The sequence below is a fragment of the Buttiauxella sp. WJP83 genome (assembly GCF_027594725.1).
GTDB lineage: Bacteria > Pseudomonadota > Gammaproteobacteria > Enterobacterales > Enterobacteriaceae > Buttiauxella > Buttiauxella selenatireducens.
On the sequence record NZ_CP110080.1, the window covers coordinates 137931 to 150749 of the forward strand.

At 51.5% G+C, this 12819-nt stretch carries 12 protein-coding genes; 10 read left to right on the forward strand and 2 right to left on the reverse strand.

Features of this window, described 5'->3' with window-relative positions; genetic code table 11:
- The first annotated feature begins 49 nt into the window (after positions 1-49).
- The 7 genes from OH773_RS00605 to ugpQ all read left to right on the forward strand — a co-directional run bounded on the left by OH773_RS00605 (position 50) and on the right by ugpQ (position 7966).
- Positions 50-997, forward strand: a complete 948-nt coding sequence (locus OH773_RS00605) for an AEC family transporter (protein WP_270142081.1) — start codon at positions 50-52, stop codon at positions 995-997.
- Positions 998-1055: 58 nt separating this feature from the next.
- Positions 1056-2741 (forward strand): NAD-dependent malic enzyme, encoded by a 1686-nt coding sequence (locus OH773_RS00610; protein ID WP_270142083.1) that lies wholly within the window; start codon positions 1056-1058, stop codon positions 2739-2741.
- Positions 2742-2952: 211 nt separating this feature from the next.
- Positions 2953-4272 carry a sn-glycerol-3-phosphate ABC transporter substrate-binding protein UgpB gene (gene ugpB / locus OH773_RS00615; protein WP_270142085.1) on the forward strand — a complete coding sequence of 440 codons (1320 nt, stop codon included), beginning with the start codon at positions 2953-2955 and terminating at the stop codon, positions 4270-4272.
- A 153-nt stretch (positions 4273-4425) separates the two neighbouring features.
- The gene (gene ugpA / locus OH773_RS00620; RefSeq protein ID WP_270142087.1) at positions 4426-5313 is read left to right on the forward strand and encodes a sn-glycerol-3-phosphate ABC transporter permease UgpA; all 888 of its coding nucleotides are present in this window, start codon (positions 4426-4428) and stop codon (positions 5311-5313) included.
- Positions 5310-6155 carry a sn-glycerol-3-phosphate ABC transporter permease UgpE gene (gene ugpE / locus OH773_RS00625; protein WP_270142090.1) on the forward strand — a complete coding sequence of 282 codons (846 nt, stop codon included), beginning with the start codon at positions 5310-5312 and terminating at the stop codon, positions 6153-6155. The genes ugpA and ugpE overlap by 4 nt, the downstream gene beginning before the upstream one ends.
- 3 nt (positions 6156-6158) lie before the next feature.
- Positions 6159-7229 (forward strand): sn-glycerol-3-phosphate import ATP-binding protein UgpC, encoded by a 1071-nt coding sequence (locus tag OH773_RS00630; RefSeq protein ID WP_270142092.1) that lies wholly within the window; start codon positions 6159-6161, stop codon positions 7227-7229.
- Positions 7226-7966, forward strand: coding sequence for a glycerophosphodiester phosphodiesterase (ugpQ, locus tag OH773_RS00635; protein WP_270142094.1), 741 nt, complete (start codon positions 7226-7228; stop codon positions 7964-7966). The genes OH773_RS00630 and ugpQ overlap by 4 nt, the downstream gene beginning before the upstream one ends.
- A 96-nt stretch (positions 7967-8062) precedes the next feature.
- Here ugpQ and OH773_RS00640 read toward each other — a convergent pair whose 3' ends face one another.
- A complete protein-coding gene (locus tag OH773_RS00640; RefSeq protein ID WP_270142096.1) occupies positions 8063-8518 on the reverse strand; it encodes a DUF2756 family protein in 456 nt (151 codons plus the stop codon).
- A gap of 128 nt (positions 8519-8646) precedes the next feature.
- Here OH773_RS00640 and ggt point away from each other — a divergent pair, with 128 nt between their 5' ends.
- The 3 genes from ggt (at position 8647) to msrA (ending at position 11864) form a co-directional block, all read left to right on the forward strand.
- Positions 8647-10386 (forward strand): gamma-glutamyltransferase, encoded by a 1740-nt coding sequence (gene ggt / locus OH773_RS00645; RefSeq protein WP_270142098.1) that lies wholly within the window; start codon positions 8647-8649, stop codon positions 10384-10386.
- 218 nt (positions 10387-10604) lie between these two features.
- A complete protein-coding gene (msrB, locus tag OH773_RS00650) occupies positions 10605-11114 on the forward strand; it encodes a peptide-methionine (R)-S-oxide reductase MsrB (RefSeq protein WP_270142100.1) in 510 nt (169 codons plus the stop codon).
- Positions 11115-11144: 30 nt separating this feature from the next.
- Entirely contained in the window at positions 11145-11864 is a 720-nt protein-coding gene (msrA, locus tag OH773_RS00655; protein WP_270142102.1) for a peptide-methionine (S)-S-oxide reductase MsrA, read from the forward strand.
- A gap of 31 nt (positions 11865-11895) precedes the next feature.
- On the opposite strand, the gene yhhY is transcribed toward msrA, so the two are convergent.
- A complete protein-coding gene (gene yhhY, locus OH773_RS00660; RefSeq protein WP_270142104.1) occupies positions 11896-12399 on the reverse strand; it encodes an N-acetyltransferase in 504 nt (167 codons plus the stop codon).
- Positions 12400-12819 lie beyond the last annotated feature (420 nt).

Here is a 12819-nt window from a genome sequence, read left to right on the forward strand (position 1 = left end):
GACAAATAGATTGTGCCCTACTTGTTTCATTATGCACTCTGGAGATTCCATGCCATCACTACTATTACAATCTCTGTTCCCATTGGTATTTATCATGTTACTCGGATGGTTAAGTGGGAAGTTAGGCTACACTCGCCGCGAGGATGCCTCAGTTTTAGCTACGGTAGTTATCCGTTTTGCTCTGCCATTTCATCTTTTTATCGGCGCATTAAATACCGATCCTGAAAAAATACAGAACTTTTCATTTATGGCGGTTCTGATGATTGGTTTGATGGGCTCCTGGTTCATCACGCTGCTCATCTCACGGTTCGTTTTCCGCCATGATATCAAGACCAGTGCGGTTCAGTCGCTAGTCTGTGCTTTCCCTGATATGGCGTATTTTGGTGCCCCGGTGCTGGCAGTATTAATCGGGCCAGAAGGCTTTTTAGGTGTACTGATAGGGAACTTAATCACCAGCGTATTTATGATACCGCTGACGATTATCTTGATTCGTATGGGGGATAAAAAGGGTGAAAATAGCCTCGACGATATCCACCCAGTTCAGCTTGTTGCGCAAAATCTTATCAAAGCGATAAAAAACCCGATTGTCTGGATCCCTATCTCTGGCGTGTTACTGAGTCTGGCTGGCGTGCAACTGCCGCATCTGCTTAGCGCACCGATCGAAATGGTCGGCAAAATTGCAGGCGGTCTTTCTCTGTTCGCATTGGGTCTTTTATTTTATGGCGAGCGCCCGGCGCTTAATGTCCAGACGTTTACGAATATCAGTATTAAAAATCTGCTTCAGCCCGGGCTGATGGCCGTTGCTGGCCTGGCTTTTGGCTTGAGTCATACCTTAATGCAGCAAGTGATTATCATCGGTGCCACGCCTTCAGCTATCGCCGCGGGAATGTTTGCACTGCGTAGCGATGCTTATATTGAAACCGCCTCGTCATCAATTTTGATTGGTACCGCCATCGGAGTTTTCACCGAAGGAATAATGATTTATTTGATTTCCTAATTCTCGCCAGGTAAGCAATTTAATTTACATTTAAAAATAAATATTCAGGAGCAGGTAAATGTTAGTTAAAGAAACACTGTATACACCCTATAATGGTTCGCTGTTGCTCGAGAATCCATTATTAAATAAAGGTCTGGCTTTTACCGATAACGAACGTCAGGCTTTTAATCTTCATGGTTTACTGCCCCATAAAGTTGAAACTATTCAGGAACAGACCGAACGTGCCTGGGATCAATTTTGCCAGTTTAAGAAAGATATTTCTCGTCATATCTATTTGAGAAATATTCAAGATACTAACGAGACGCTATTTTATAATCTGCTGCGCACGCACATGAAAGACACCCTGCCGATTATCTACACGCCAACGGTAGGAGAGGCCTGCGAGCATTTCTCTGATATTTATCGCCGTGGAAGAGGCTTATTCATCTCCTGGCCAAACCGCCATAATATTGATGAAATGCTGCAAAGCTTCTCCCGTAACGACATTCGCGTCATTGTCGTCACCGATGGTGAACGCATCCTGGGTCTGGGCGACCAGGGCGTGGGCGGAATGGGTATTCCAATCGGCAAACTCTCTTTATACACCGCGTGTGGCGGCATTCATCCTGCTTCAACCTTGCCGATCATGCTGGACGTTGGCACCAACAATACCCGCCATCTGGACGATCCGCTGTATATGGGATGGCGCCATCCGCGCATCACCGACGATCAGTACATTGAGTTCATGGACATGTTTGTTGAAGCGGTGAAGAACCGTTGGCCAAATGTACTGCTGCAATTTGAAGATTTTGCCCAGAAAAATGCCACCAAATTGCTCAACCGCTACCGCGACACGTTGTGCTGCTTTAATGATGATATTCAGGGAACCGCAGCGGTGACTGCCGGAACGCTTATTGCAGCGGTTAAAACGGCGGGAGGGCGCTTGCGCGATCAACGTGTGGTCTTCCTGGGCGGTGGTTCGGCAGGGTGTGGTATTGCTGAGAAAATTATCACGCTGATGATCGAGGATGGTCTGTCTGAAAGCGAGGCGCGCAACAATGTCTTTATGGTTGACCGTTTTGGCCTGCTGACTGACGAGATGCCCAATCTTCTCGATTTCCAACAGCAACTGGTAACGGCAAAAGACGCGATTAGCCACTGGGATGTCGAGGCGGCAAATATCTCACTGAAAGATGTGGTGCGTAACGCCCACCCGACGGTGATGATTGGCGTATCCGGGCAGCCTGGCTTATTTAGCGAAGAGATCGTCAAGGAAATGCACCAGCACTGCCCGCGTCCGATCATTATGCCGCTCTCTAACCCGACTTCTCGTGCTGAAGCGCAGCCTAAAGATCTTATCGAATGGACGCAGGGACAAGCGCTGGTTGCGACAGGCAGTCCGTTTGCACCGGTTTGCTGGCTGGGTCAGGAGCACGAAATTGCGCAGTGCAACAATGCCTATATCTTCCCGGGATTAGGGCTTGGGATACTGGCTGTAAAAGCCTCTCGCGTCACCGATGGCATGCTGTCCGTGGCCAGTAAGACGCTGGCGGCGCATTCACCAATGGCGAACACAGGAAAGGGCGGGTTACTGCCTCCAGTCGAAAGTATTGAAGAGATTTCGATGGCTATCGCGCTTGAAGTCGCTCGTATGGCGCAGCAAGAAGGCGTCGCACCGATGATGAGTGAAGAGGAATTGCTCAACAGCATCGAAAAAACATATTGGAAAGCCAATTACACCTCCTACAAACGCGCTTGTCTTTGATTATTAATGAATAAAATACCGCCTTCATCATGAAGGCGGTTAGCGCAACAAAGTTACATTCCCCATCTCTTGTCAATTTCCCTTCATGCCTGTGTAACAACTCCGTAACCAAACGGTTATTTTTCTGTCATACGCGCATGTCATGTTTTGATGCGAACAAAAACGCGTATTTTCGCGCAGCTTAAATGCCTCATAACTAGAGAGAAAAGACATGACTGCATCGTTACGACGTACAGCTCTTTGCCTTGCGCTGGGATGCGCACTTAGCAGCAACGCCATCGCTGCCACCTCCATTCCTTTCTGGCATTCGATGGAAGGTGAACTGGGTAAAGAAGTGGATGCTTTAGCACAACGCTTTAACCAGACACATCCTGACTACCAAATTGTCCCGGTTTATAAGGGCAACTACGAACAAAACCTGGCGGCAGGGATCGCGGCTTTCCGCTCGGGTAACGCCCCGGCAATTCTGCAAGTCTATGAAGTGGGTACGGCGACGATGATGGCTTCGAAAGCGATCAAGCCGGTGTATGAAGTCTTCAGTGATGCAGGCATTAAGTTTGACGAATCCCAGTTTGTCCCGACGGTTTCCGGTTACTACACCGATTCAAAAACCGGGCATTTGCTCTCCCAGCCGTTTAACAGCTCCACTCCGGTTCTCTACTACAACAAAGACGCCTTTAAGAAGGCGGGATTGAACCCGGATCAGCCACCCAAAACCTGGCAGGATTTGGCTGAGTACACCGCCAAACTCAAAGCGGCGGGCATGAAATGCGGCTACGCCAGCGGCTGGCAGGGTTGGATTCAAATTGAAAACTTCAGCGCCTGGAACGGCCTACCGGTTGCCACGAAAAACAACGGCTTCGATGGCACCGATGCGGTTCTGGAGTTCAACAAACCTGAGCAGGTGAAACACATCGCCCTGCTCGAAGAGCTGAATAAGAAAGGTGATTTCAGCTACTTTGGTCGCAAAGACGAATCCACCGAGAAGTTCTACAACGGGGATTGCGCGATCACGACCGCCTCTTCTGGCTCGCTGGCTGATATCCGCCAGTACGCCAAATTCAACTACGGCGTGGGCATGATGCCTTACGATTCTTCCATTCCGAACGCGCCGCAAAACGCCATCATTGGTGGGGCAAGTTTGTGGGTGATGCAGGGTAAAGACGCCGCGACCTACAAAGGCGTTGCTGAGTTTATGCAATTCCTTACACAGCCAGAAATCGCGGCTGAATGGCACCAGAAAACCGGTTATCTGCCGATCACTAAAGCGGCGTATGACCTGACGCGCGAGCAAGGTTTCTACGAGAAAAACCCGGGTGCTGATATTGCAACGCGCCAGATGCTGAATAAGCCGCCGTTGCCATTCACCAAAGGTTTGCGTCTGGGCAACATGCCGCAGATTCGTACCATTGTGGATGAGGAACTGGAATCTGTCTGGACAGGTAAAAAGACCCCACAGCAGGCTCTGGATTCAGCGGTTGAGCGTGGCAATCAGCTGCTGCGTCGCTTTGAGCAGTCGACTAAGTCTTAGTACACAACCCTCACCCTAACCCTCTCCCTGAGGGAGAGGGGACTGTACGGTTTTCTGCCTCTCCAGAGGGAGAGGGAATGTACGGTTTTCCCCCTCTCCTGGGGGAGAGGGCCGGGGTGAGGGCGACCAATGCCACATATTAAGAGCAACACTATGTCATCTTCTCGACCCGTATTCCGTTCCGGCTGGCTGCCCTATGCGCTGGTACTTCCGCAACTGATTATCACCATTATTTTCTTCATTTGGCCTGCGGGCGAAGCGCTGTGGTATTCACTCCAAAATGTCGATCCATTCGGTCTTTCAAGCACCTTTGTCGGTCTGGATAACTTCAAACAGCTTTTCCACGACAGCTACTACCTCGACTCTTTCTACACCACCTTAATTTTCAGTGGATTAGTGGCGGGTAGCGGCCTACTGGTGTCGCTGTTTTTCGCCGCCCTCACGGATTATGTCGTGCGCGGTAGCCGTATTTATCAAACGTTAATGCTGCTGCCCTACGCGGTGGCACCGGCGATTGCCGCCGTGCTGTGGATCTTTCTGTTTAACCCGGGTCGCGGGCTGATAACCCACGTACTGGAACAGTTTGGGTATCACTGGAACCATGCGCAAAACAGCGGCCAGGCGATGTTCCTTGTGGTATTCGCCTCGGTATGGAAGCAAATCAGCTACAACTTCCTGTTTTTCTTCGCCGCTCTTCAGTCTATTCCGCGCTCGTTAATCGAAGCCGCGTCCATTGACGGGGCCGGGCCTGTGCGTCGTTTCTTCAAACTGTCGTTACCGCTCATTGCGCCAGTGAGTTTCTTCCTGCTGGTGGTGAATCTGGTTTATGCGTTTTTCGATACCTTTCCGGTTATTGACGCTGCAACCGGCGGTGGCCCGGTACAGGCGACCACCACGCTTATCTACAAAATTTATCGCGAAGGTTTTGCCGGGCTCGATCTCTCGGCATCAGCGGCGCAATCCGTGGTGCTGATGTTGCTGGTCATCATCCTGACGGTCATTCAGTTCCGCTTCGTGGAACGTAAGGTGCGCTACCAATGATTGAGAACCGCCGTGGGCTGACAATCTTCAGCCACACCCTGCTCATTCTGGGCATCATCGTGATTTTGTTCCCGCTGTATGTCGCGTTTGTCGCGGCGACGCTGGATAACGAAGCGGTATTTCAGACGCCGATGACGCTCATCCCAGGCACGCATCTGCTGGAAAACATGGCCCATATCTGGACGCATGGCGTGGGGGCGAACAGCGCGCCGTTTGGCCTGATGTTGCTCAATAGCTTTGTGATGGCGCTGGTCATTACGCTTGGCAAAATCACCGTCTCCATGTTGTCTGCTTTTGCCATTGTCTGGTTTCGTTTTCCGCTGCGTAACCTGTTCTTCTGGATGATTTTTATCACCCTGATGCTGCCGGTTGAGGTGCGTATTTTCCCGACGGTTGAAGTTATCGCGAATCTCCACATGCTCGATAGCTACACCGGCCTGACGTTGCCGTTAATGGCATCGGCAACCGCGACCTTCTTGTTCCGCCAGTTCTTTATGACGCTGCCCGACGAGTTGATGGAAGCCGCACGTATCGACGGTGCATCGCCGATGCGCTTTTTCCGCGACATCGTCCTGCCGCTGTCGAAAACCAATCTGGCGGCGCTGTTTGTCATCACCTTTATCTACGGCTGGAACCAGTATCTGTGGCCGTTGCTGATTATCAGCGACGTCAACCTCGGCACTGCCGTGGCAGGCATCAAAGGCATGATGTCTTCCGGTGAAGGCACGACTCAGTGGAACCAGGTGATGGCGGCCATGCTGCTGACCCTGATTCCCCCGGTAATTATCGTTTTAGCCATGCAACGCGCGTTCGTGCGTGGCCTCGTTGATAGTGAGAAATAATCCATGGCAGGTCTGAAATTACAGGCAGTAAGCAAAAGTTGGGACAACAAAACCCAGGTGATTCAGCCGCTGACGCTGGATGTGGCAGACGGTGAGTTTATCGTGATGGTCGGGCCTTCTGGCTGCGGTAAATCGACATTGCTGCGTATGGTGGCCGGGCTTGAACGCGTCACCAGTGGTGATATCTGGATTGACAGGCAGCGTGTCACTGAAATGGAACCGAAAGAGCGCGGCATCGCGATGGTGTTCCAGAACTACGCACTTTATCCGCACATGAGCGTGGAAGAAAACATGGCGTGGGGGCTGAAAATCCGCGGTATGGGCAAAGCGCATATTCAGCAGAAAGTGGTGGAAGCGGCACGTATTCTGGAGCTTGATGGTTTACTCAAACGTCGCCCACGCGAGCTTTCCGGCGGTCAACGCCAGCGTGTCGCCATGGGGCGCGCCATCGTGCGTGATCCTGCGGTGTTCTTGTTCGACGAACCGCTCTCAAACCTCGACGCCAAACTGCGCGTACAAATGCGCCTCGAACTACAGCAATTACATCGCCGCCTGAAAACGACCAGTTTGTACGTCACCCACGATCAGGTAGAAGCCATGACGCTGGCGCAGCGCGTGATGGTGATGAACAAAGGTGTCGCTGAGCAAATCGGTACACCTGTAGAAGTTTACGAACGCCCGGCCACTCGTTTTGTGGCGAGTTTTATCGGCTCGCCAGCCATGAACTTGCTTGAAGGGAGTATCAGCGCAGACGGCACGCGTTTTGAGCTTGCAGGCGGGATGGCATTACCTTTGGGAAGGACGCAAAATTCGTATCAGGGCCGGGCGGTGACGCTGGGTATCCGGCCGGAACATATTGCGTTAAGCTCACAAGCCGCAGGCGGAGTGCCTTTTATGGTGGACACGCTGGAGATGCTGGGTGCAGATAATCTGGTGCATGGGCGTTGGGGCGAGCAAAAAATGGTGGTGCGCCTGGCGCATCAAAATCGACCCCAACCTGGCAGCACTTTGTGGCTGCATCTGCCTGAAAATCATCTGCATTTCTTTGACAGAGAAAATGGACAACGTTTATGAATCACTGGCCTTACCCAAAAATCGCAGCCCATCGCGGCGGCGGCAAACTGGCACCGGAAAATACTCTGGCGGCGATTGATATCGGTGCGCGTTACGGCCACACCATGATTGAGTTCGACGCCAAGCTTTCACAAGACGGGCAAATTTTCCTGCTGCATGACGACACTCTGGAGCGCACCAGTAACGGCTGGGGAGTCGCGGGCGATTTACCGTGGGATAAATTGCTGAACGTTGACGCCGGAAGTTGGTTTAGCGGTGAGTTTGCCGGCGAGCCATTACCCCTGCTTTCGCAGGTTGCGGCGCGTTGTAAACAACACGCGATGATGGCAAACATAGAAATTAAACCGACTACCGGCACCGACGCAGAAACAGGAAAGGTTATCGCGCTGGCAGCCCTTGAATTATGGCAGGGGCAAACGGCGCCGTTGTTATCGTCGTTTTCTATCGAGGCGCTGGAAGCGGCACAGGTTGCCGCTCCACAATTACCGCGTGGGTTATTGTTAGATGACTGGCGTGATGACTGGCGTGAGCTGACGACGCGTCTGGGCTGCGTTTCTATTCACCTGAACCATAAATTGCTGGATGAAGCGCGGGTGCAAGAGCTCAAAGCGGCGGGATTACATATTCTGGTTTATACGGTGAATGTACCCCAACGAGCAGCAACGCTGCTGCGCTGGGGAGTGGATACCATCTGTACCGACCGTATCGACCAAATCGGCCCCGGCTTTAATCTGTAATCCGCTTGCCCTCATCCCAACCCTCTCCCACAGGAGAGGGAGAAAAGGAAGTCCCCTCGCCCCTATGGGGAGAGGGTTAGGGTGAGGGGAATATTTTCATGGTCCAATAGTTTTCAACGGAATACTCGGCTGAAGCGGCACCGAATTAGCGTGCGGGTTCAACATGCTGCCATTGGTTTTCGGTTGCAGCATGTGGTCCTGGCTACCGCTTGTGCTACTACCACCACTTAACATTCCACCATTGTTATTAGGTAAAACCTGCTGATTCCCAACATCCAGATCAGTGGGAAAGTTTTTTTTCACCTTAAAAACATCCTGCTGTGAATTGTTATTTATCTGCGCTTCAAGATGCTGTTGCTGTACACGAGTTTGTGTCTGTAACTGCTGATTTAACATCCCTTTTTGCTGAGTCTGCTGTGTTTGCATTTGCTGCTGCATCCGTTGCTGACTTGGATTCCGATAATCCGGCTGATTTGGATTATTCAGGGTATTAATCGGCTGTGCCAAACAGGTCAATGGCAGCAATGCCGCCAGTAGTATTATTTTTTTCATGATCGTCACTTCCTCCATTTGGGGGATCTACTAAGTTTAATCGTTTTCCATGGTTACGAAGATTATTTCGGATTTATGAACCAGGCTATTTAGGGGATTGACCCCTGAAAATCATGGAGAAAATAACGATGAAGCAGTGGAACAAAATACGCTGGATGGCGATTCCGGCGCTGGTAATCGGCCTGTGCTTATCCGTTGGTGCGGCACCTCCGCCCGTTTCCTACGGTGTGGAAGCGGATGTCCATCATCCGGTTCAGACACAAAATGGCATGGTTGCCTCACAAGACTCGCTGGCTACGCAAGTCGGTGTCGATATTCTGAAACAAGGTGGGAATGCCGTCGATGCGGCCGTTGCGGTCGGTTTTGCGCTGGCGGTCACCCATCCGCAGGCGGGGAATATCGGCGGTGGCGGTTTCATGATGTTGCGGACTAAAGACGGTAAAACGACTGCCATTGATTTCCGCGAAATGGCACCAGAAAAAGCCTCGCGCGATATGTTCCTGGACAGCTCCGGCAACGCTGACAGCAAAAAATCTCTGACTTCTCACCTTGCGTCTGGCACGCCGGGCACCGTGGCGGGCTTCTCCATGGCGCTGGAAAAATATGGCACGCTGCCGCTGAACAAGGTTATCCAACCGGCGATCAAGCTTGCGCAGGACGGTTTTACCGTGAACGATGCGCTGGCTGAAGACTTGAAGGTTTACGGCGCGGAAGTTCTCCCTAATCACCCCAACAGCAAGGCTATTTTCTGGAAAGCAGACGGTGAACCCCTGCAAAAAGGCGACAAACTGGTGCAAACCAACCTCGCCAAAAGCCTGGAAATGATTGCTGAAAATGGCCCTGATGCATTCTATAAAGGGGCGATTGCTGACCAGATTGCCGAAGAAATGGCAAAAAACGGCGGCCTGATTAGCAAGGCGGATCTGGCGAATTACAAGGCAGTTGAGCGTGCGCCAATTAGCGGTGATTACCGTGGTTACGAGATTTTCTCCATGCCGCCACCGTCTTCAGGCGGTATCCACATTGTGGAAATCCTCAATATTCTGGAAAACTTCGACCTCGCCAAATACGGTTTTGGCAGCGCCGATGCGATGCAGTTAACGGCTGAAGCGGAAAAATATGCCTATGCCGATCGCTCGGAATATCTCGGCGACCCTGACTTTGTCAAAGTGCCGTGGCAGGCGCTGACCAACAAAGCCTACGCCAAATCGCTGGCTGAACAGATCGATATCAATAAAGCGCGCCCGTCGAGTGACATTAAGCCGGGTAAACTCGCGCCGTATGAAAGTAACCAGACCACGCATTTCTCGGTGGTGGATAAAGACGGCAACGCCGTGGCGGTGACTTACACCCTGAATACCGTGTTCGGTACTGGCATCGTGGCGGGAAATACCGGCATCCTGATGAACAACCAAATGGATGACTTCTCCGCTAAACCTGGCGTGCCGAACGTTTACGGGCTGGTGGGTGGTGATGCCAACGCCGTTGGGCCACATAAACGCCCATTGTCGTCAATGTCGCCGACTATCGTGGTGAAAGACGGGAAAACCTGGCTGGTAACGGGTAGCCCAGGCGGTAGTCGAATCATCACAACTGTGCTGCAAATGGTGATGAACACTGTCGATTATGGAATGAACGTCGCCGAAGCGACCAATGCGCCGCGCTTCCATCATCAATGGTTGCCAGATGAACTGAGAGTCGAAAAAGGCTTTAGCCCGGACACGCTCAAACTGCTGAAAGAAAAAGGGCAGAAAGTCGAAGTGAAAGAAGCGATGGGCAGTACGCAGAGCATTATGGTGGGGCCAGATGGCACACTGTATGGTGCGTCCGACCCGCGTTCTGTGGATGATCTAACTGCGGGTTATTAAGTTTTTCCCCTCACCCTAACCCTCTCCCAAAAGGAGAGGGGACTGACTGGTTTTCCCCTCACCCTGGCCGGTTTTCTCCCTCTCCTGTGGGAGAGGGTCGGGGTGAGGGCGCTCCATGCCCTTCCAGTTGTCCCAAAAAAGTTAACTTTCCGAGAGGATTCGGTGATCTGTTGTTTTGTAGTCTGGTTTTACCAAAAGCGGGCAGAGGTAAAACAATAATGATCAACAGACGTAATTTCCTGCTGGGTAGCGGCATCGTTTCAGGTGTGGCGTTAATGGGGCTGCTGCCATCACTGTTTCCTCGTAAGGCGATTGCTCAGGCACAGGCCGAAAAATTCGAAGTCAGCCTAAGCGACGAACAATGGCATCAGCGGTTGAGCGACGCGCAATATTATATTTTGCGTGAAGCTGGGACTGAGCCTCCTTATTCCAGTCCGTTGAATGACGAACATCGTCCAGGGGAATTTGCCTGTGCGGGCTGCAAGCTCCCGCTATTTTCGTCAGAGACGAAATTCAACAGCCATACCGGCTGGCCAAGTTTCTGGCAGCCGCTACCTAATGCTGCACTCACTAGCCGGGATACTTCGTTTGGCATGGTACGCGACGAAGTGCACTGCCGCCGCTGCGGCGGACATCTCGGGCATGTATTCGACGACGGACCGAAACCCACAGGCCTGCGTTACTGCATGAATGGCCTTGCGATGACATTCACCCCGAAAGCGACTTGAGCCAGACATAAATGATAAGTGAGCTTCTCTATGAAAACGACTCGGAAAAGCGTTCGTCATTACAGCCTGATTGCAGGCCTGATCGTGGCATCTGCCTTTGTCTTTCAGACCAATGCCTGGTCATGGGGTGGGGCGGAATCCGCAGTGGTTATCCCTGCGCCTGTTCGTGATGAAGCGCCAGGCACTTCACATAGTGAAACCGCGCTATTTTCTGGTGGCTGTTTCTGGGGAATTCAGGGGGTCTTCCAGCATGTTAAAGGGGTGACTAATGCGGTATCGGGTTATGCCGGTGGTGATGCTAAGACCGCGAGTTATGAACAAGTGAGCGGTGGCGATACGGGACACGCGGAAACCGTGCAGGTCACTTACGATCCGACGCAGGTTACTTACGGTGAACTGCTGCATATCTTCTTTTCGGTGGGGCACAACCCAACCGAGTTAAACAGGCAAGGTCCGGATACGGGCACGCAGTACCGTTCTGCAGTATTTCCGTTGAATTCAGAGCAGGCTGAAGTGGCTAAAGCGTATATCGCCCAACTGAATGGCAGCCACAGTTACGACAAACCGGTAGTGACGAAAGTGGAAAGCAACGCGCATTTCTATCCGGCGGAGGCTTACCATCAAAACTTCTTAAACGATAATCCTGATTACCCGTACATTGTGATTAACGATTTACCGAAAATTAAAGACTTGCAGCAGTATTTCCCGAAAAACTACAGCAGTCAGGCTGTACTGGTAAAAAATAAATAACAATCAGGGGAGGCGAGCTCCCCTGATACTGTTACTTCGCAGTCGGCTTAAACCGCGCCATAAAATAGGCATCTACATACTGCCCATCGCGTAACGCGTAGTTTTTGCCGGTGCCTTCAATTTCAAAACCGAATTTGCGGTACACCGCAACGCCGGGTTCGTTATCAACAAACACCGTCAGCTCAATACGTTCGATGCGCAGCCAGTTATCGCACAGGTCTGTCATTGCGGCCAGTAATGCTGTCGCCACGCCTCTTCCCTGATAATTGCTGTCTACTCCTATGCCAAAAGTTGCCACATGGCTGCGGCGTGGGTTTTGTTCCACTGCTAGCATCAGTTGCCCTACAACTTTTTCGTCTATGCACGCCACAAGGTTGCGGCTACCGGGTTTTAGTTCGGTCACACGCTCGGTGAAAAGTGCAAGCGCTGGATGAGGAATATGTAGTGTGTCGCGGTACAGCGCCGGTTGGGCATAAATTTGCTGCAATGCTTGCGCATCGTTGATTTCCGCGTGACGCACTACGATCTCGCTCATTCCTTTTCTCCTCAAATGGTTAGGTAACCCTTTCAACATTATTGATTTTTTATTTTTCGTCAACAGCTCTCTTTTTCTAAAAAAAAGTAGACAAGTGCGAATGATAATGATTATTATTGCCATGCGTTCAGGGGAGACCCCTACGGAGACATCCTGAAAGCACGACATTGCTCACATTGCTTCCAGTATTACTTTAGCCAGCCTAGTGCTGGCTTTTTTTTGAGTGTTTTTCGGCCTGACTTACTTGCCATTTTGCCCTCGGGCAGTGCTCGAAATCCTCACGTACTTTAAGTACGCTCCGGTTTCTCCGCGCTGGCCGAGAACAAACTGGCTGCGACGTCGACGGCCGACCGGTAAACCACTGTGGCTAAATCGGGAATATAGGTCGTCGCCAACTGCCACTGAATCGAGTAGGGTAAT

Bases quoted from the DNA above. Each gene is read 5' to 3' on its own strand.
- OH773_RS00605 (WP_270142081.1), top strand. From the start codon at position 50: ATGCCATCACTACTATTACAATCTCTGTTCCCATTGGTATTTATCATG.
- OH773_RS00610 (WP_270142083.1), top strand. From the start codon at position 1,056: ATGTTAGTTAAAGAAACACTGTATACACCCTATAATGGTTCGCTGTTG.
- ugpB (WP_270142085.1), top strand. From the start codon at position 2,953: ATGACTGCATCGTTACGACGTACAGCTCTTTGCCTTGCGCTGGGATGC.
- ugpA (WP_270142087.1), top strand. From the start codon at position 4,426: ATGTCATCTTCTCGACCCGTATTCCGTTCCGGCTGGCTGCCCTATGCG.
- ugpE (WP_270142090.1), top strand. From the start codon at position 5,310: ATGATTGAGAACCGCCGTGGGCTGACAATCTTCAGCCACACCCTGCTC.
- OH773_RS00630 (WP_270142092.1), top strand. From the start codon at position 6,159: ATGGCAGGTCTGAAATTACAGGCAGTAAGCAAAAGTTGGGACAACAAA.
- ugpQ (WP_270142094.1), top strand. From the start codon at position 7,226: ATGAATCACTGGCCTTACCCAAAAATCGCAGCCCATCGCGGCGGCGGC.
- OH773_RS00640 (WP_270142096.1), bottom strand. From the start codon at position 8,518: ATGAAAAAAATAATACTACTGGCGGCATTGCTGCCATTGACCTGTTTG.
- ggt (WP_270142098.1), top strand. From the start codon at position 8,647: ATGAAGCAGTGGAACAAAATACGCTGGATGGCGATTCCGGCGCTGGTA.
- msrB (WP_270142100.1), top strand. From the start codon at position 10,605: ATGATCAACAGACGTAATTTCCTGCTGGGTAGCGGCATCGTTTCAGGT.
- msrA (WP_270142102.1), top strand. From the start codon at position 11,145: ATGAAAACGACTCGGAAAAGCGTTCGTCATTACAGCCTGATTGCAGGC.
- yhhY (WP_270142104.1), bottom strand. From the start codon at position 12,399: ATGAGCGAGATCGTAGTGCGTCACGCGGAAATCAACGATGCGCAAGCA.